The sequence below is a fragment of the Adhaeribacter aquaticus DSM 16391 genome (assembly GCF_000473365.1).
GTDB lineage: Bacteria > Bacteroidota > Bacteroidia > Cytophagales > Hymenobacteraceae > Adhaeribacter > Adhaeribacter aquaticus.
Map to the genome: position 1 here is coordinate 2589171 of NZ_KI421517.1, position 18755 is coordinate 2607925.

16 protein-coding genes are annotated in these 18755 nt (G+C 41.4%); 7 read left to right on the forward strand and 9 right to left on the reverse strand.

Annotation, left to right across the window (positions count from 1 at the left end):
- Positions 1–9 precede the first annotated feature (9 nt).
- The gene (locus ADHAQ_RS0113485) at positions 10–1359 is read right to left on the reverse strand and encodes an amidohydrolase (RefSeq protein ID WP_051359915.1); all 1350 of its coding nucleotides are present in this window, start codon (positions 1357–1359) and stop codon (positions 10–12) included.
- 253 nt (positions 1360–1612) lie between these two features.
- Here ADHAQ_RS0113485 and ADHAQ_RS25675 point away from each other — a divergent pair, with 253 nt between their 5' ends.
- The 6 genes from ADHAQ_RS25675 to ADHAQ_RS0113525 all read left to right on the forward strand — a co-directional run bounded on the left by ADHAQ_RS25675 (position 1613) and on the right by ADHAQ_RS0113525 (position 8047).
- On the forward strand, positions 1613–1846 hold the full coding sequence (locus tag ADHAQ_RS25675; RefSeq protein ID WP_051359916.1) for a hypothetical protein: 234 nt from the start codon (positions 1613–1615) through the stop codon (positions 1844–1846).
- A gap of 222 nt (positions 1847–2068) precedes the next feature.
- Positions 2069–2296, forward strand: a complete 228-nt coding sequence (locus ADHAQ_RS0113500; protein ID WP_026463384.1) for a hypothetical protein — start codon at positions 2069–2071, stop codon at positions 2294–2296.
- Positions 2297–2479: 183 nt separating this feature from the next.
- Positions 2480–2674, forward strand: a complete 195-nt coding sequence (locus tag ADHAQ_RS0113505; protein WP_026463385.1) for a hypothetical protein — start codon at positions 2480–2482, stop codon at positions 2672–2674.
- A gap of 152 nt (positions 2675–2826) precedes the next feature.
- The gene (locus ADHAQ_RS0113510; protein ID WP_026463386.1) at positions 2827–3768 is read left to right on the forward strand and encodes a J domain-containing protein; all 942 of its coding nucleotides are present in this window, start codon (positions 2827–2829) and stop codon (positions 3766–3768) included.
- Positions 3769–4362: 594 nt separating this feature from the next.
- The gene (gcvP, locus tag ADHAQ_RS0113520) at positions 4363–7287 is read left to right on the forward strand and encodes an aminomethyl-transferring glycine dehydrogenase (RefSeq protein WP_026463388.1); all 2925 of its coding nucleotides are present in this window, start codon (positions 4363–4365) and stop codon (positions 7285–7287) included.
- Between the two features lie 208 nt (positions 7288–7495).
- Positions 7496–8047, forward strand: coding sequence for a DUF4136 domain-containing protein (locus ADHAQ_RS0113525; protein WP_026463389.1), 552 nt, complete (start codon positions 7496–7498; stop codon positions 8045–8047).
- Between the two features lie 347 nt (positions 8048–8394).
- On the opposite strand, the gene ADHAQ_RS0113530 is transcribed toward ADHAQ_RS0113525, so the two are convergent.
- The 5 genes from ADHAQ_RS0113530 to ADHAQ_RS0113550 all read right to left on the reverse strand — a co-directional run bounded on the left by ADHAQ_RS0113530 (position 8395) and on the right by ADHAQ_RS0113550 (position 17053).
- Positions 8395–10374, reverse strand: a complete 1980-nt coding sequence (locus tag ADHAQ_RS0113530; protein WP_051359917.1) for an OmpA family protein — start codon at positions 10372–10374, stop codon at positions 8395–8397.
- An 18-nt stretch (positions 10375–10392) separates the two neighbouring features.
- Positions 10393–11358 (reverse strand): PorP/SprF family type IX secretion system membrane protein, encoded by a 966-nt coding sequence (locus ADHAQ_RS0113535; protein ID WP_084524017.1) that lies wholly within the window; start codon positions 11356–11358, stop codon positions 10393–10395.
- Between the two features lie 24 nt (positions 11359–11382).
- The gene (locus ADHAQ_RS0113540; protein WP_026463392.1) at positions 11383–14811 is read right to left on the reverse strand and encodes a T9SS C-terminal target domain-containing protein; all 3429 of its coding nucleotides are present in this window, start codon (positions 14809–14811) and stop codon (positions 11383–11385) included.
- A 565-nt stretch (positions 14812–15376) separates the two neighbouring features.
- The gene (lipA, locus tag ADHAQ_RS0113545; RefSeq protein WP_026463393.1) at positions 15377–16261 is read right to left on the reverse strand and encodes a lipoyl synthase; all 885 of its coding nucleotides are present in this window, start codon (positions 16259–16261) and stop codon (positions 15377–15379) included.
- 96 nt (positions 16262–16357) lie between these two features.
- Entirely contained in the window at positions 16358–17053 is a 696-nt protein-coding gene (locus ADHAQ_RS0113550; RefSeq protein WP_245590616.1) for a hypothetical protein, read from the reverse strand.
- A gap of 117 nt (positions 17054–17170) precedes the next feature.
- On the opposite strand from ADHAQ_RS0113550, the gene ADHAQ_RS0113555 reads away from it, so the two are divergent.
- The gene (locus ADHAQ_RS0113555) at positions 17171–17578 is read left to right on the forward strand and encodes an OsmC family protein (RefSeq protein WP_026463395.1); all 408 of its coding nucleotides are present in this window, start codon (positions 17171–17173) and stop codon (positions 17576–17578) included.
- 74 nt (positions 17579–17652) lie between these two features.
- On the opposite strand, the gene ytxJ is transcribed toward ADHAQ_RS0113555, so the two are convergent.
- Genes ytxJ through ADHAQ_RS0113570 form a run of 3 tightly spaced genes read right to left on the reverse strand, consistent with a single transcriptional unit; the run spans position 17653 to position 18692 of the window.
- Positions 17653–17991, reverse strand: coding sequence for a bacillithiol system redox-active protein YtxJ (gene ytxJ / locus ADHAQ_RS0113560; protein ID WP_026463396.1), 339 nt, complete (start codon positions 17989–17991; stop codon positions 17653–17655).
- Between the two features lie 19 nt (positions 17992–18010).
- Complete coding sequence (locus ADHAQ_RS0113565; protein ID WP_157433415.1) at positions 18011–18340, reverse strand: hypothetical protein; 330 nt, start codon at positions 18338–18340, stop codon at positions 18011–18013.
- Positions 18341–18389: 49 nt separating this feature from the next.
- A complete protein-coding gene (locus tag ADHAQ_RS0113570; RefSeq protein ID WP_026463398.1) occupies positions 18390–18692 on the reverse strand; it encodes a hypothetical protein in 303 nt (100 codons plus the stop codon).
- Positions 18693–18755: the final 63 nt, after the last annotated feature.

Here is an 18755-nt window from a genome sequence, read left to right on the forward strand (position 1 = left end):
GCTATTTTCTTATCTTTCTTTTAGTAAATCCATAACAGCCGTGGCCATGGTGAGCACGCCCGTTTTAATGGTAGGTTCGGGTACCGGCGCAAATTTACCAGAGTGCAGACCAGGTAATGCCGTACCGCTTTCCTTGCTTTCAGCTACTTTTTTTGGCTCCGCAGTACCCAGCCAGAACAAACTAATCGGAACCTTATGTTCGGTGCGGCCATAAAAAGCAAAATCTTCTCCCACCATAGAGGGAGGCGTATCCACTACCTTGCCAGAGCCTAATACTTTCTTAAAAGAAGAAACCATACGTCGGGTAAGCGTAATGTCATTATAAGTAAACGGATTAAATTGATCTCTTACCGTTACCACCGGCATGCTGCTGTCGGGCATTCCGGCTGCCTTAGCCATACCCTCACAAATCCGTTTTATACTGGCTATGGTAAGGTTACGCACTTCATCGCTGTAAGAACGCAGGGTTAATTGTAGTTTTACCTCTTCCGGAATAATATTATAAGACGCCCCACCGTGGAAAGAACCAACTGTAACTACGGCCGGTTGCAACGGCGAAATTTCACGGCTTACGATAGTTTGCAGCGCCAACACAATCTGGGAGGCTAAAACAATAGGATCCTTGGCTTTATCTGGCACTGCCCCATGGCCACCCACTCCTTTTATCGTAATTTCTACAGCATCTACATTGGCCATAATATTGCCCTCGGTATAACCAACGGTGCCGGCCGCTAAGGCCGCATGGTTATGCAGCGCCACCGCATAATCGGGCTTTGGAAATTTGGTAAACAGTCCTTCTTTCAGCATGGCTTTGGCACCGCCGCTCCTTTCTTCGGCTGGTTGCCCAATCAAGACCACTGTACCTCGCCAGTTATTTTTAAACTGCGCCAGGGTTCTGGCTACCCCGGTAAAAACCGTCATGTGCACATCGTGCCCGCAAGCATGCATTACCGGAACTTCTTTTCCATCATCCGCTTTGCCCAATGCTTTACTGGCATAAGGCAAGCCCGTTTCTTCTAAAACCGGTAACCCATCTAAATCTGTCCGGATTAAAACGGTAGGTCCTTTCCCATTTTTCAGAACTCCTACCACCCCATTACCGCCTACTTTTTCTGTGACGGTATAACCCAAACTCTTAAGCTGGTCTGCTATTTTAGCTGCCGTATTTATTTCCTGGAAAGATAATTCCGGATGCTGGTGCAAATCCTGGTACAGCCTGAACAAATCCGGGTAAGCCTTCTCTATAAATTGTTGTACAGACTTACCATTGGTAAGGGGTTGCTGCGCAAAACTTGCATGAGGCAGCCAGCCAATACCAGCACATAAACAGATTAATTTTAAACTACGGCCATTAAGCATAGCTAGATATATTTAGAATTTGTGAAAGTATGAAAATTAAATAAAAAAGAAGTTTTAGCCATTGACCAAGGTAGTTATCTGCCTTTTTTAAATAAATTTTCAAAAAATTTTAAATTTTAAATTACTGATTTATAACACTTTGGAACACGCCATCAAAAATTTAATAAATATTTATAAAATCGGGGGTTACCTTCCTGCTGCTTCGGTATTAAGAGCAAAATCAGAAACAAAACCCTAATTAATTAAACCCAAAATGAAAAATTTATCTAAAATCGCTTTATTCGCTTTCGCTGCTATCTCTTTAACTTTTGCTTCTTGCGGTGAGAAACAAGCTGAAGAAACTACTACTACTGAAGAAACTACTACAATGGATGCTTCTGCTACAGAAGCTGACACTACTGCTGCTCCAGTTGACACAACTGCTGCTGCTGCTCCAGCTGACGCCGCTGCTGCTCCTGCTGACGCTGCTGCTCCTGCTGCTCACTAGTTTTTTCAGGATAGCGATATCCCGATTTGATTATATAAAGCCTTTGTTACGTATGGTAGCAAAGGCTTTATTTTTTATAGCTAGACTGGCAATCACAGATTATACTGCCTTCCACTTGTTTAACTTATTTATCCGCTTGCATTTATCCTTACTTGTATGGGTTACCTATTCCAAGTATTTGGATTAAGTTAAAACAGACAATAAATCTAACAACAGGAAATAATGAAAAACTTAACCAAACTTACCTTTTTAGCTCTTGCTACCATAACTTTTGCATTTGCTTCATGTGATTCTAAAAAGGCAGAAAACGCAGAAAATGCTGTTGAAGAAACAACGGATGCTGCTGAAACTGAACTTGATGCTGCTACTACCCCTACAGAAGGAGATACAGCAGTACTCCAGGATCAACCAGTAAAAGATGGATTAGTAGATTCTACTGCTACTAAATAAGTTTCTAATTCATATTTAAAAGACCAGCTTTTGTAAAGCTGGTCTTTTTTTTTGCCTTTTCTCATCTGCCTTATATTTATAACACTCCATAGCTTACCTTTATCTGATCTAACAAATTGCTTTATTTCCGTTTTCCTCGTATAACTTATAGTTATTATTTAATGCTACTTATTCTATATAACTATGAAAAACTACGTTAAAATGATCATTCCGGCTTGTACTGCCTTATTTTTAATATTTACCTCTTGTAATTCTAATACCGAGCCTGCCGAAACAACCGGCAATACTGTAACAGAAGATATGGTGGATGGTGCAGGCGCTTCACTCGATTCCTTAGAACTTCCGGAAGCGGACGATACTACTTCCATATCCAGGTAAACCCGCTATCTGGTATACCTGCCAGGGTTAGATATTTATAGGCAGAAGCCCGCATCTTAAAAGCACAGGCTTCTGCCTATAAGAAAACCTTCGATTTAGCGTATAGCCGTATAAGTATCCAATTCTTATCCTTAAGAAAACTTACCGATACTGTGGAATATAAAGATTACTACAAAGTACTCGAGGTAGATAAAACCGCTTCGAAAGAAGAAATTAAAAAGCAATACAAGAAGCTGGCCCGTAAATATCATCCGGATGTAAATCCGGGCAACAAAGTAGCCGAGGAAAAATTTAAAGCACTAAATGAAGCCCATGAAGTTTTAGGCGACGACGAAAAACGTAAGAAATATGATGCTTTAGGCGCCGATTGGAAACGCTATGAACAAACCGGAGCAGGTGGCGGATTTAATTGGGGCCAATACGCTCAGGGTACTTCCGGAGCAGGCGGCTATCAAACCCATAGCAGCAACTTCGATGACAGTGACTTTTCTGACTTCTTCAGCTCCTTCTTTGGGGAAATGGGGGGAGCTGCTGCTGGTAGCAGAGGCGGCAGACGTAGAAATTCCAGTTCGTTTAAAGGGCAGGATTTACGAGCTGATATAACATTACCTCTGGAAGAAGCCTTTACCGGCGGCAAAAAAACCATAACGGTAAACGGCAAAAATTTACGCATTACTATTAAACCCGGCGTAGAAGACGGACAAACCATCCGATTGAAGGGCAATGGAGGCCCAGGTATGAATGGCGGAGAAAACGGGGATTTATATCTAACTTTTAGAATCCCGCCCCACCCCAGGTATACCCGCCAGGGCCATGATGTATATGTAGAGGCACTGGTTCCGGTGTATAAAGCCGCCCTGGGCGGGGATACAATAGTAGAAACCTTGAACGGTCAGGTTAAAATCAAACTGAAACCTGGTTCACAAAACGGAACCACCTTACGTTTAAAAGGAAAAGGGTTTCCTGTTTATAATCAGGAAGGTAATTTTGGCGATTTATATATAAAGCTTAACCTGCAACTACCTCAAAACCTGACGGACCAAGAAAAAAATTTATTCCAGCAACTGGCAGCACTACGAAACGACCTCTTATAAGAAGCAGGAAAGGCAGGATGTACTGGCTTATAACTTTTAATCAGTAGGAAACTGTTAGCCAGAGAGGAACTTCGACACTCCCATGCCTTAGCATCCACCATGCTTCAGCAATATGCAAATTTTGACCTGGCACAATTCTAACTAACGGCGCCTAAATACCTAATTTATATATTTGGTAACTGGAGCGTACCTTGCCTCTAGCTACTCAATGAGAAGTAAATAAAGAGTGCCTAGAATAATCCTGAAAATGCGGCATGGGCTTGACCAATTGCGGCAGGAGGTTAATTTACGGCATTATTGAATACAACAACAAGAGGCCAAACAATCAAAAAATACCTTTTCCCCTCACCAGAAATTTAGCATTGGTATTCAGAGAACCGGGTAATAATAAACCTAGTTTATTTATCAAAAAAGGCTTTGCCTTCTGGTACTGTTTAGCCTATAACTTACAGCTGCATAACCAAATTCTGAGCAATCGTAAATTCTGTTTCTCGCGCCATAAATTTCTCCTCAGTTTCTAAATTATTCGCCTTATTTTTGTGTTTAAAATTTATAGCCGCTTTAGCAGCAATCTAAAATATTAGCTTCTCATATATGTTATTTAAAACCAAACCTGCAGATATTTTTAAAGAACGCCATAATGGCCCGGTTAAAAATCAGATGCAGGAAATGCTGAAAGCCATTGGTGCTGAATCTATAGATCAGTTAATCGACGAAACGGTACCGGCAGCCATTCGCTTAAAAAAACCTTTAAATATTCCACGTGCCCTTTCTGAGCGCGATTTTCTAAAGAAGTTTAAGAAGATAGCCCAACAAAACAAAATCTATAAATCTTATATAGGTTTAGGTTATCACGATACTATTTTACCACCAGTAATTCAACGTAATATTCTGGAGAATCCGGGGTGGTATACGGCCTATACACCTTACCAGGCCGAGATTGCTCAGGGCCGATTAGAAGCACTTATTAATTACCAAACCATGATCATAGATTTGACGGGAATGGAAATTGCCAATGCTTCTTTACTGGATGAGGCAACCGCTGCTGCTGAGGCCATGGCTATGCTTTACAGCCAGCGGAAAAACTCCCGCAAAAATGCAAAAAGCTTTTTTGTTTCAGAGCAGGTTTTACCCCAAACGATTGATGTATTAAAAAGCCGGGCTACTCCGGTAGGAATAGAATTAGTAATAGGCAACCACCAGGAGGTAAATTTAGCTGATGTTAATTTATTTGGAGCTCTGGTGCAATATCCTGCTGCCGATGGTGAAATCTTTGATTACACTGGTTTTATTAGTCAGGCGCATGCTCAGGATGTGCTGGTTGCGGTTGCGGCTGATTTATTAAGCTTAACTTTATTAACCTCCCCCGGCGAAATGGGGGCTGATGTAGCAGTAGGTTCCAGTCAGCGTTTTGGAGTACCTATGGGTTATGGTGGCCCGCATGCCGGCTACTTTGCCACCAAAGAAACTTATAAACGTACTATCCCGGGCCGTATCATCGGGCAATCGGTAGATGCGCATGGCAATAAAGCTTACCGGATGGCTTTACAAACCCGGGAACAACACATTCGCCGGGAGAAGGCGACTTCAAATATCTGTACGGCCCAAGTATTACTGTCGGTAATTGCTGGTATGTATGCCGTGTATCATGGTCCGCGCCGTTTAAAATATATTGGTTTAAATGTTCATTTACTTACACAGCTCCTGGAGCAAGGTTTACAGGAATTAGGCCTGGAGCAGGTAAATAAACAATATTTTGATACGCTGAAAATCCGGGTTGAAAGTGCTGAATTGAAAAGCGCTTTCCGGCAGGAAGCAGAAGCAGCCGAAATAAACCTGCGTTATTTCGAGGATAACTTTATTGGAGTTTCTATTAATGAGAATACTGATTTAGCGGACCTGCAGGATGTACTGGCTGTTTTTGCAAAGGTAATGAACAAGCAGACTGCTGTTGCTGATTTAGAAGAATTACCAAGAGAAACTAATATTACCTGGCCAGATAGCCTGATTCGTAAATCTACTTATTTAGAGCACGACGTATTTAACAGTTACCATTCGGAAAGTGAAATTTTACGGTACATGAAGTACCTGGAAAATAAAGACTTTTCGTTGACCCATGGCATGATTCCGCTAGGATCCTGCACCATGAAACTAAATTCCACGGCCGAAATGATGCCGGTTACCTGGCCCGAAATAGGTAGCTTACATCCATTTGCACCGCTAGACCAGACGCAAGGCTATCAGCAGATATTTAAAGACCTGGAAGGCTGGTTGTGTGAGGTAACCGGGTTTGCTGGTATTTCTTTACAACCAAACTCCGGGGCCCAGGGCGAATATGCCGGTTTGATGGTGATTCGGGCCTATCACGAAGCCCAAGGCAATCACCACCGGAATGTAGCCTTGATTCCGACTTCGGCACACGGGACTAACCCGGCTAGCGCAGCCATGGCCGGAATGAAGATTGTGTTGGTAAAATGTGATGAAAGCGGTAATATTGATGTCGCCGATTTACAGGCCAAAGCCGAGGAGCACAAAGAAGATTTATCTTGCCTGATGGTAACCTATCCGTCCACCCACGGCGTGTACGAAGAAAGCATTATCGAAATCTGCGAAATTATTCACCAGCACGGTGGTCGGGTATACATGGATGGGGCGAACATGAATGCGCAGGTTGGTTTAACCAGTCCGGCTACCATTGGCGCCGATGTTTGTCACCTGAACTTACATAAAACATTCTGCATCCCGCACGGTGGCGGCGGACCTGGCGTAGGCCCAATTGGTGTAGTGGCAGACTTGGTACCCTTTTTACCGGGTCATGCGGTAGTACCTATCAGCAGCGAACAAGCTATTTCGGCAGTTTCGGCGGCTCCCTGGGGTAGCGCCAGTATTTTGCCTATCTCTTATGCCTATATTTCGATGATGGGCGGCGAAGGTTTAACGGAAGCAACCAAGATTGCCATTCTGAACGCCAATTACATTAAGGTCCGGTTACAGACCCATTACCCTATTTTATATACCGGTACTAATGGCCACTGTGCCCACGAAATGATTCTGGATTGCCGTTCTTTTAAGAAAGCAGGCGTAGAGGTGGAAGATATTGCTAAGCGGCTAATGGATTATGGCTTCCATGCACCTACGGTTTCTTTCCCGGTACCAGGTACATTAATGGTAGAGCCAACAGAAAGCGAGCCCAAAGCCGAACTAGACCGTTTTTGTGACGCCATGATTTTAATTCGGGAAGAAATACGGGAGATAGAAGAAGGACGGGCTGACCAAAAAAATAATGTATTGAAAAATGCCCCGCATACAGCCCAAATAGCCTTAGCTGAAAATTGGGAAAAGCCTTATTCCAGAGAGAAAGCCGTATATCCGTATGCACCAGCCCGTCAGGCCAAATTCTGGCCAGCTGTAAGCCGGGTAGATAATGCCTACGGCGACAGAAACCTTATCTGTAGTTGCACGCCAATTGAGGCTTATGAGCATCCTGAAACAGCCCAAACTGCAACTGGGATAGAATAGCATAATTCAAATATACAATATTCACCAAGGGTTTGGTAAATTTATCATTTACCAAACCCTCTTTTTTATTCAACCTGGTTGCTATTGCATCCAAATCAAGTGTTTTATTCGTAAATAATACATATTACAAATAGCAGTTTTTACAGAAACCAACACTCTAAATTGGCCTGATAATTGCTATTATAGTTGTACTTAAAAGATAAAACAGATGAAACGCTCAATATATTTATTAGTAACTTTATTGGTACTTGGCTTGGCCTCCTGTGCTCCAGGAGTTTTTGTAAGCACCGACTATGATACAGCCACTAACTTTAGGGCTTTAAAGACCTACAGCTGGTATCCGAACCCTAATAAGGGTAAAACTGATTCTGTACACTATGATACTTTCTTTGACAAAAGAATGAAACGTGCTTTACAAACTCAATTAAGCGCCCAAGGGTTAACCTACTCCAATTCGAATCCGGATATTTATGTGGCTTATAACGTTGGTTTCTCAAGTGAAACCCGGTTGAACCGTAATTTCTCTCCATATGGATTTGGCTATTATTATGGTTATCCTTTTGGTAATACCGCACAGCAATACAAAGAAGGAACTGTTACAGTTGACTTTGTAGATGCCCGTAAAAAAGAAATGATTTGGCGTGGGGTAGCTGAAACGGAAGTTAAGAGCACCAATATTAGCGAAGAAAAAATCCAAACAATTGTGACTAGCATTATGCGGAAATATCCGGCGTATAACAACAACGTAGCTAATAAGTAATAAGTTGATATTACCCATTAGCCAGCGTAACTGGTAAACTAAAAACCCTTGCCTCTTAATTGGCAAGGGCTTTTTATTTTATACAAACTAAAAAGCTTTAATTACCAGCACCTGTTAGCCATTCCTTTCCCCAAACATTAATATGGTGCCTGATCTGGAGAAGTTACCTATTTTCCTGCTCCTTCTTCTTTTTTAAGAATGGTTGTTTGATTAATGTGCAGGCTAACCAGAACTAATTTTTTCTTCTATAAAGTCTGTTATTATAACAACATATTTCCTGACTGGGTAAGGGCATAAAAAAAGGCTGCAAATGTTGCAGCCTTTTTTTATTTATAGTTATTAGGTTCCTATCTACCGATAATTCTAAATTCGGTTCTCCGGTTCATCTGGTGTTCAGCCTCTGAGCATTGTACCCCATCTGTACATCTGTTGATCGGTCTTGTTTCTCCGTAACCTCTAGCAGTTAACCGGTTTCTTCTAATTCCTTTCGATACTAAATAATTTACAGTGGCTTTAGCCCGATTTTCTGATAATATTTGGTTATATCCTAAACCTTCCCGACTATCACAATGGGCGCCCATTTCAATTCTGATTCTAGGGTTATCTTTCAATACCTGAACCAATTTATCTAATTCAGCAGCGGCATCCGGACGAATATTATATTTGTCTAAATCGAAATAAATGTTTTCTAAAACAATAGGTTTATTTAAATCACTCCGGTCAAATATCAACTCTACCCGAACAGTATCTGATTGAGAAGTGGTATCTACAGCCACTACTTTTGATTGGGTTAAGAATAATTCCTTAGATCCAACCACCGTATAGTTAAAGCCTCTGGTTACAGAGAAATTGTGTTTTCCATTTACATCAGATAAAGCAATAGTAGAATCTGTTAAGTTCTGACGGGTTAACTTTAACCTAACTTCTGGCAGCGGTACTAAGGTAACTTTGGTTTTAACAGTAGCTTGTTTACGTTCTAAAGTCGTAACGGCAATAATTGCCGGTTTTTGCAATAAACGGAACGAGAAAATATCGGCGGTTCCAATATCACTAGACCGGTTAGAAGAAAATAAGCCTGCTTTCCCGGTTGAATCAATCAGAATACCATAATCATCTTTAGAAGAGTTTAAAGGCGCATACATGTTGGCTACATTCGTCCAGCTAGCTCTTGCACCTTTAGCGGAAAATATATCCAGGCCACCGAATCCAGGGTGACGGTCAGAAGCAAAATAAAACGTACCATCTGGTCCAAAGGCAGGAAACTCTTCCTTACCAGCAGTATTAATAACTGGTCCGGCATTTACAGGCTTACCCCACGATCCATCACTTTGTTTTTCACAATAATAAATGTCTGTCTCGCCACTTCCTCCTGGCATATCAGAAGCAAAATAAAGCAACTGTTCATCTGGCGACAAAGTTGGGTGACCAACTGAATATTCTTCTACATTATTATAAGGGAAAGCCGTTAAATTTTCCCACTCCGTTCCTTTGCGGTCAGCAAAATAAATTTCTAATCTATTGATGAAATCACTTGCATTCGCTGGTCTTACCCAACTGGTTGGATCGTTATTAACGTATTTGCTTTTCTTCCGGACTTGTTTGGTTCGGGTAAAATACATCCGGTTATTGTCGGCAGGCAAAATAGCAGGTCCATTGTGGTACTCGCCATTTATACTTTGCGGAAGTATAGTCGGGCTGCTATAAGTGGTATCTCCGGTTTTGGTACTGGAAAAAAGCTTTAAATACGGGCGACCTGTCCAACCATAAATTTTTTCGTCTTTTTCACCTGTGCTTCTATCAGAGGTAAAGATTATACCATCTTTGTAATAAGCAGGGCTAAAATCAGCATTGCCTGAATTTAATTCTTTTACCAGATTTACCTGAGCCGAAGCTGGCTTCTGCAACCATTGCAGGGCTCTGTCAACAGCCTCAATTAATGCATTGGCAGTAGCGGCATCGGCCGGCACTTTAGCTGCATAATTGGTATACTGGGTTCTGGCTTCAGCATACTTACCATTTGCCCGTAACATTTCGGCATAATTAAAAATATTAACAGGTTCCGGGTTAGGGAATTTTATTACCCGCGCATACCAGTTCTCGGCCTGTTGGGTACGACTGGTTAAGCGGTAAGCTTCTGCCAATTGTTGAGCAATTTCTACAGTAGGCTCCTTTTTAGTTAATACTTTCTGGTATTCTTCAATAGCTAAAGAGTAATCAAAGCTTTCAAATAGTCGCTTAGCCTTTCGTTCCGATTGAGCTTGCCCGGTTACAACCGAGGCAACTGTAATCAAAAAGGTGTAAAAAATAACTGTAAACTTATATCTCATGGTTATGTAATCTTATTTTTAAAAGTATTGCGGAGTTAACATTCTGTTATTTTGTTTTCTAACAAACATATACCCCAAAGATATTTCATGAGTATTATGAGCCCGTAAACGTGTAAGGGCTAAATCATAAGAATATCCAACGCGGACACGCGGAGTAGGGAAAACTTCTGCAATAAAAGCAACCGCATCCCGTAACCGCAAATCCTGATCGTTAAACCAAGGTTTATTAAATAAGCTGGTATTAATAGAAGTACGGTAGGAAGAACCTAACCAAACTTTATCAAAGAATAAAGCAAATAAGTTAAAGTCGGCATTGGTTGGACCATTAAAGTCCTCTCTGATCATAAAACTAGGCTTTAACTTGATAGACGGATTAATGTCAAAAACATAACCTGAAGTTAAGTAATAATGACGTTGAGGTTCAATCAAGCGGGAGTTTCGGAAGTAAACCAAATTCTGCACAGATAAACCGGCATAAAAGCGTTCGGTATGGAAATAAGTACCTACTCTTAAATCAGGTTTAATCACATAATCATCATTCCCCATTGGAATAGTTGGGTCAGGCGTATTGGTCTGTCCCGGACCAGTTCTGATTTCATCAGCATGAATGTACTGGCGGTACACTCCTACTGAAGTACCAAAACTTAAAACCCCTTTTTCACTTACCTGTAGTTTAACAGCCGAATTAACATAAGCAGAATATTGCCCGCCCGCCCCAATCCGGTCATGGATCATGAACATGCCTAAACCAAACCGGTTGTTGTTGGTAGCGCCATCAATGCTAAAGGTTTGGGTATTAGGTGCGCCCTCTATCCCAACCCACTGCGTCCGGTTAATTACATTTACATTGATAACTTCTTTACTACCCGTATAGGCTGGATTATTAATCTGCCCATTAAAAATATACTGCGAAAATTGCGGGTTCTGTTGTGCGTATATGGCGGTTGAAACCAGGAATGCCGCCATGCATAAAAGTATTCTCATAAAACTATCTTTCATTTTTAAAAATTAGCGGTAAACGGTAACATACCCTTTATAAACCTTATTTTCTTGGTTACAATCTTTAACCCGCATCACGTAGAAGTAAGTACCCTGCTCCAGGCCGGCTGCCATCCATTCGTTGCGGTATCCTATTTTGCGGTAAACTTCGTTGCCCCAACGGTTGTAGATCACTACATCATTATCAGAGAAATTCTCAATATTAGTTACTTTCCAAACATCGTTTATACCATCGCCATTCGGGCTAAAGGCATTCGGGAAGAATAACTGGTTACCTGATCTGGATGGATCAAAAGTTAGAGAAGTCGGCTCACTTACACAGGTACCATTATTAGCCACTACAGTAACCGTTCCATTGGTAAGATTAGCATTAGCCGGATCTACTTCCACTGTAATATTGGTTGTACCTGCACCCGAAACGATTCTTAGTCCGGAGCTTACTGTCCAGGTATAAGAGGTAGCGCCTGTTACTGGTGCAATTGAGAACTTCATTCCTACACAAGGACCAATATCAGAAGTAATATCGCCTGGCTTAGCCACAATTACCGGTGAAACAGCTAAGTTTCTGGAGCTATTACCACAAGCGGTAGAGGCTGTTACCGTTACATTGCCGCTGGTTCTGCCAGCTACTACGGTTAAAGTATTAGTACCTTGTCCAGAAGTTACCGTCCAATCGTTGCCTGGCAAGGTCCAGTTATAGGAAGTTGCCCCAGTTACGGCTGGAATGCTGAAGGTTACCGTTGCGCCAGGGCATGGCGTTAAGGTGCTGGCTGTTATAGGAGCTGGCTGTTCTGGGCCCGGACCTGGCGTAATAGCTACTGAACTGGAAGTGTTGCCACAACTATTAGAAGCTGTTACCGTCACGTTTCCTCTGCTGGCACCCGCTACTACTGTTATAGTGGTAGAACCTTGCGGCGAGGTTATAGTCCAGTCGGTGCCCGGGAAAGACCAGGTATAAGAAGTTGCCCCTGGTACCGCTGCTATACTAAAGGTAATTGGCGTTCCAGGACACGGTGCTAAATTAGTAGCCGTTATCGGACCTGCTGCTTCCGGACCTATTCCAATGGCTACTGCCAGCGTGGTGGCGTCTGTATCCCCACAATCATTGGTAGCAAAAACCGAAATAACTCCTGGTTCTGAACCTGCTGGAATGGTAATAGAAGGATTAGCTCCACCTGCAGGTACAACAATAACGTTGTTCCCGTTATTCCATCCTGCCGGGAAGGTAAAGGTATAAGACCCAACACCAGGCACGGCCGTTACCGAATAAGTTACATTCTGACCCGGACAAACCGTTGCAGGTCCCGTAATAGCCGCTGGTGCAGCAGCCGGTACACATATAATAACTGTTCCGGTTGTACCCCCACCTTCAGTAGTTGAACCGCCTACAGTAGTTGTACCTGATGTAGTGGTGGTTGATGTAGTTGAACCACCATCGGTATTACCTGATGTAGTAGTACCAGTTGTCGAAGTGGTTGATCCACCATCGGTGGTTGTTCCTGCCGTAGTTGTAGTACTTGTTGTCGTAGTGGTAGTACCAGTTGTGGACGTTGTTGTACCATTTGTGGTAGTTCCTCCGGTAGTAGTTGTTGGGTTCGGATCAACCTGATCACCAATAACCGTTACATTGTTTACGATATTACCAGTGGTTATAATTCTGGTTCTGATCATAATTCTTACAACTGCACCATTCGCCATATTATCTATCCGGAAAACTCCATTTGCCGGATCAGAAGTAGCAGTATTAATAACATTTTGTGGACTAGTAGTATAGCTTAAGTATTGCAAACCAGCCGGCAACATATCTGTTACAATAACATTGGTAGCCGCATCCGGACCAAAATTGGTCACGGTTAAAGTATAAGTTACTTCTGTATTTAAATTATATGGGCCAGGGCTCACACTCTTCACAACAGCTAAATCTGCTACTGGCGCGTTTGCATTTACATCAATTGTAACCGTTGAAGAATTATTTCCCGGAACTTGATCTGCCTGCTGGTTAGAACCTTCAATAACGGCGGTATTGGTAATAGTACCCGCTCTATTAATCGTACCTGGTATTCTAAGCACCTGGGTTGCACCATTGGCTAATGGCCCGATTGTCCAGATACCAGTAGTAGGATTATAGGTGTTATTGCCGGTAGTGGCTGTTATAGCACTTAAATCAAAAGTAATTCCTTCCGGTAATATATCGGTTACTAAAACACCCGTAGCATTATTTGGTCCGTTGTTTTTTGCCGTAATCACATAAGTAATTCTGGTACCCACTGTAAAAGGACCTGAAGCAGGTTCAATGGTTTTTACCACACTTAAATCAGCTGATGCCACTGGCACCACAATGGTTACTCCACCAGAGTTATCTCCTGGGTTAGGATCTACTTCGTTCCCAATTACAGTTGCAGTATTAGGAACAATACCCGCTGCTGTTATAGTAGCCCGAATATTAATAACAACAGTTTGTTTTGGAGCTACACTTCCAACGGCGAAAAACCCTGTACCCTGATTAAAAGTAATAGAATTATCAGCTACTCCATTACGGGTAGCAACATAATCTACAAAGGCCAGGTTACCAGAAAGCACATCGGTAACCCGTACATTAGTAGCTTCATTTAAGCTATTATTAGTTACAGTAAGCGTATAAGTTATTACTCCACCAATTGTATAAGGCCCCGCACTTACTGTTTTAGTAATGCTAAGGTCTGCTTCTTCTATTGTTGGCAGGTAAATAATATTATTATTTAAGGTAACAACACTATTAGGAGAAATTGCTAATACCCGTCCCTCTAAACTGGCAAACGTATCTAAAGTAATGTTGCCTTTTGCTAAAATATTTCCGGTTAAACTGCTTGGTGTTCCTGGCTTACCATTAGGGCCTACCAATACGTTTCTGCCAACCTGGAAAAATACGTTTTTAGGCTGCGTACCATTATCAACACCAATAGCTGAACCCGGATCAATAACAAAATCCTGGCCTACCTGGAAGATGAACACTGAATTCGGATCGCCTCCGCCATCTAATATTAACTTACCAGAAAGCAAAACATTACCGGCAAAATTATGAACCCCCGGACCAATGCGCATACCATTAACCGCCTCAGGCGTATTAGCAAAACCATTTCCCAGTTGCTGGCCGGTACGGTTTACAGTAGAAGTTTGGCCTTCCAGAGCGTTGTACACATTTACGGCACTTTCGCGGGCCGCCTGAGAGACAATGTCATTATTATTTACACCTCCTAATGCAGTACCTGGAGGAAACCCTAATACGTTTCCTGGCGTAGAACCTACTTTGGCGTAAACTAAGGTCTGGCCAGTATTAACTACGGATCCGCCTAATACGCCAAATTCCTGAACATCAAAAAGAGGAGGAGCGACAGCTTGCGTAAAGCTGTATAATGAGAAGAAAAAGAAAAGAGCAATTACCGGTAAAAGTTTCTTCATGTTAAAAAGGGCAGCAATTTGTATACATTCTTATAATAAAAGTTAGCTAAAATAAAATTTGCTCTAGCATATAGTTTCTGACACCATATCTTCTGCTTGGAAGGATTACCTTAAAACCATTAGGGTAAACCCAATTCATGCTGGGTATCAAATAACAAATATCAAGAATTTTATTAATAATTAATGTTATTAAAAAAAAAAGATTTGCACCACTTATAGCGTTATTACCCCGTTATTCAAGTTAAATAATTAGGTTAGCTTTGTAGAAATAATTATAAAACCCACCTACCCACACCTATCTACTTAATTACTAGCACGTAGCAGCATTACCATTTTTTAAAACAAGTTCTTAACACCTACTGCAAAGGGTGAAAATATTTTAATTTAAAAATAATAATAAAGCCTATTATTCGTTCCTAGTTTAACTCTTGATATTAATATTATTATATATAACTATTAAGATTTTTCATTAAAAGCTATCTTGAAAATTATAAATACAAATAAAAAGCGCCTCCTACTTTTCAGTTGGAGGCGCTTTTTATTTGTATTTATAATTTATATTTACTTAAACCGAAACATGGCGCTCTGCGTGGTAAGAAGATCTAACCAAAGGTCCGGATTCTACATATTTTAATCCAAGCTTCAAACCTTCTTCGCGGTAATGCGCAAATAAATCAGGATGAATAAACTCGGCAACTTCCAGGTGCCGTTTGGTTGGTTGCAGGTATTGGCCTAATGTTAAAATGTCTAACCCATTTTGAACCAGATCATCCATAGCCTTATATACTTCTTCTTTAGTTTCGCCTAAGCCCAACATGATACCAGATTTTGTACGCTTACCATATTCCTTCGTCCGTTTAATCTGCTCTAAACTGCGCTCGTATTTAGCCTGCGGGCGCACCATCCGGTACAAACTCCCTACCGTTTCCATATTATGTGAAACTACTTCCTGGCCCGGCGATATCATCACTTCTAAAGCCTCCCAATTACCTTTTACGTCTGGTATCAAAGTTTCAATAGTAGTCTCCGGCGATAATTGTTTTACCTGCACTACCGTTTCATGCCAGATACTTGCGCCGCGATCCTTCAGTTCATCACGGTTCACAGAAGTAATTACAGCATGCTTTACGCCCATTAATTTAATAGCTTCCGCTACCCGGCGTGGCTCATCCTGATCATATTCATTTGGCCGCCCGGTGGCTACTGCACAAAAAGAACAGCTACGGGTGCATACATTCCCTAAAATCATGAAAGTAGCCGTACCAGCTCCCCAGCACTCTCCCATATTAGGACAGTTGCCACTCTCGCAAATAGTATGTAATTTATATTCATCTACCAGGTTTCTAACCCGGGCATATTCTTTTCCTACCGGAAGTTTAACCCGTAACCAATCTGGCTTACGCGGTCTTGCTTGTATTTCGGCCGGTTGTATTACCGGCAACATCACAATTTCATCCATGCTGCAAAGATAAACAATAATATTATTCAATTATATTCTGCTGGCAATCCTTCCTTAAATTACTTAGCCCAATTTAATTATAGAAAATTATTTACGGCGTCCGTAATACAAGGTAAGGTAAGCAGAAGTAAAGAAGGAGGCGTTTTTGGCTTGCGGAACCAGGACCATTTTATTTGGGTAAGCCTCTAATAAAAAGCCTACCTCCACACCGGTAACATCTTCCCGGTAGCGGCCATATTCAAAACTTATACCACTTTTTATGTGGGCACCAATATTAGGATTGGCTTCCTGCATGCCGGTCAAAAAACCGGAACTTCCTCTGATATATTCCGGAGATGTGTGCTTTCCAGGATCGTACTGTTCTGTGCGCACTCTGGACTGACCTGGACGACCACCGGCCGGACCGGCATAATCATAAGAAACATAATAAGGCACTAATAAGCCAATGGATGGGCCACCAGCCAGAATACCGTTTACTTGTACACCAGATTCCGGAGCTTTTCGAAAGAATATAAACTCGCGGCCATACTGAGGTCGTAATACATACAAGTAGTTGCTTTTACCCAAAATAAAAGAATTACCCGTTTGGATGCTAAATACCCGGTTCTCTTTAGGGCTCTTTACTTCTACAATTTCCAGCGCCCAAAACTTAGACCAGTTACCACCTAAGTAGCGGGATGACTTGACCATACCACCGCCGATAAGTCCGGCATTGGTATTAAAATTAATACCATAGTTAAATTCGCGCTTATACGGTTCTTCCTCCTGTCTCTGGGCAGACACAGCTGTGAATATAAATAAGCCAAATATTAAGAGTTTAAATTTGAGCACGCAATTATGAATTAAAATTAACTAAAAGTAACTAAATTTACGCGCATCACAAAAGTTAGTTATCAGATAATGAGCACAATTACAAGTTTTTACCCCGGCAATTTAAGAACCGAAGCTAAACACAATGCATCCGGCAATACTATTATTACAGATGCGCCTGTAGATAATAATGGTCGAGGTGAAGCATTCTCTCCAACAGACCTTGTTTGTGCTGCTCTGGGTAGTTGCATGACCACCATTATGGGCATTGTAGCAAATAAACATGGCCTGAATATCGATGGTATTCAGATTGAAATAACCAAAATAATGTCTGCAAATCCTCGTCGTATAGCCGAAATTATTTTAAACTTTACGATGCCAGCCAACAACTTATCACCTCAGGACCGTGCATTGCTGGAAAATGCTGCTCATACATGTCCGGTAGCTTTGAGCCTGCATCCTGATATAAAGCAAACCACAACTTTTAAGTACCTGTAATAAGCTGCAAAGACTTAACGCTAAACTATAAAAAAAAGTATATATAGCACGCGTTAAGTCTACTAAGTTTGATATTAAGCTACCTGCTTCTTTACCTCATCCAGGCGAATGCCCATATGAGAAGCATCATACAAGCATTCCCCATCCTTAATTAACAGCAACTGAGGCGATTGATGCATTATGGCAAACGTTTCGGCAATAGCATTAGAAACAGAACGATAAGACAGCAAATCCAGGTAATAAGGTTTTACATTTTCCAGACCGGCATCATCCCACTGGCGTTCCAGGCGTGCTTTTGCGGTAGCACTAATGGAGCAGGAAGTACTATGTTTAAATATTATTACAGGAGCTTGCTTAGACTCTTCTATAATGGTTTGAATCTGATCTTGCTGCGTAAGTGGACTCCAGTTTATCATTGCTAATCTTTTTGCTTTAATTTTTTTTGCTTTTTACTGACCGGGACATCTTTCTTTTATTTGAACGCATCCCCGGCTCCTCTCTTATAATGTCTATTTCACGGTCGTGCTCAAAACCAGTAGGATCTTCCTCCACAATTTTAGATTTACGGCCACTCTCGCCTGGCTTTAGTTGGTGCGAGGAAAAATCAAGATGCGTTTCTTTATGATCAGCATCAAAATCAGCCGCCGCTCGCTTATTTTTTTTAGTTTCTGCTTTTGCTTTTCCCAATCTCCCATGAGCAATCTGAGAATAAGCAGGCGCTACAACCTGCAACACCAGCAATCCACAAAAAAAAGCAAGCATTGCTTTTTTATTTATTAACCAACACAGCTTAGTCATAGTAATACCCTGATTAACCGTTAAAGTTAGGTTTATATTTGTATTTCTTCTGCTTATGACGATCTTGCTTTAACCGTTTGTAGTTCTTCGTTTTTATTAACCCGTTTTTAGTATACGTAACGTTTTGCCCGGATGGTGCCTCTTTAGCGCCTCCCATTCCAGGTTTTTTTTTGCCTCTAAAAGCAGAAAACAATTTAGACTTGCCAAAACTCGGGCAAGGTATTTTCCCATTCTGGCAGCCGGCTAAACTTGCTACTATTACCAACAGTACCAGAAAATTTTTAAAAGAATTCAAACGCAAAAGGTATTTAAGCATATAAGTACTTCTCTGTTTACAAATATGCTTAATTTTTTAAATAATGTCTAATCAAAACACGCA

What these genes read in the sequence shown, in the direction of transcription:
- ADHAQ_RS0113565 (WP_157433415.1), bottom strand. Translation starts at nt 18,340, where the DNA reads ATGCTTGCTTTTTTTTGTGGATTGCTGGTGTTGCAGGTTGTAGCGCCT.
- ADHAQ_RS0113485 (WP_051359915.1), bottom strand. Translation starts at nt 1,359, where the DNA reads ATGCTTAATGGCCGTAGTTTAAAATTAATCTGTTTATGTGCTGGTATT.
- ADHAQ_RS0113540 (WP_026463392.1), bottom strand. Translation starts at nt 14,811, where the DNA reads ATGAAGAAACTTTTACCGGTAATTGCTCTTTTCTTTTTCTTCTCATTA.
- ADHAQ_RS25675 (WP_051359916.1), top strand. Translation starts at nt 1,613, where the DNA reads ATGAAAAATTTATCTAAAATCGCTTTATTCGCTTTCGCTGCTATCTCT.
- ADHAQ_RS0113555 (WP_026463395.1), top strand. Translation starts at nt 17,171, where the DNA reads ATGAGCACAATTACAAGTTTTTACCCCGGCAATTTAAGAACCGAAGCT.
- ADHAQ_RS0113500 (WP_026463384.1), top strand. Translation starts at nt 2,069, where the DNA reads ATGAAAAACTTAACCAAACTTACCTTTTTAGCTCTTGCTACCATAACT.
- ADHAQ_RS0113505 (WP_026463385.1), top strand. Translation starts at nt 2,480, where the DNA reads ATGAAAAACTACGTTAAAATGATCATTCCGGCTTGTACTGCCTTATTT.
- gcvP (WP_026463388.1), top strand. Translation starts at nt 4,363, where the DNA reads ATGTTATTTAAAACCAAACCTGCAGATATTTTTAAAGAACGCCATAAT.
- ADHAQ_RS0113535 (WP_084524017.1), bottom strand. Translation starts at nt 11,358, where the DNA reads ATGAGAATACTTTTATGCATGGCGGCATTCCTGGTTTCAACCGCCATA.
- ADHAQ_RS0113570 (WP_026463398.1), bottom strand. Translation starts at nt 18,692, where the DNA reads ATGCTTAAATACCTTTTGCGTTTGAATTCTTTTAAAAATTTTCTGGTA.
- ADHAQ_RS0113525 (WP_026463389.1), top strand. Translation starts at nt 7,496, where the DNA reads ATGAAACGCTCAATATATTTATTAGTAACTTTATTGGTACTTGGCTTG.
- ADHAQ_RS0113530 (WP_051359917.1), bottom strand. Translation starts at nt 10,374, where the DNA reads ATGAGATATAAGTTTACAGTTATTTTTTACACCTTTTTGATTACAGTT.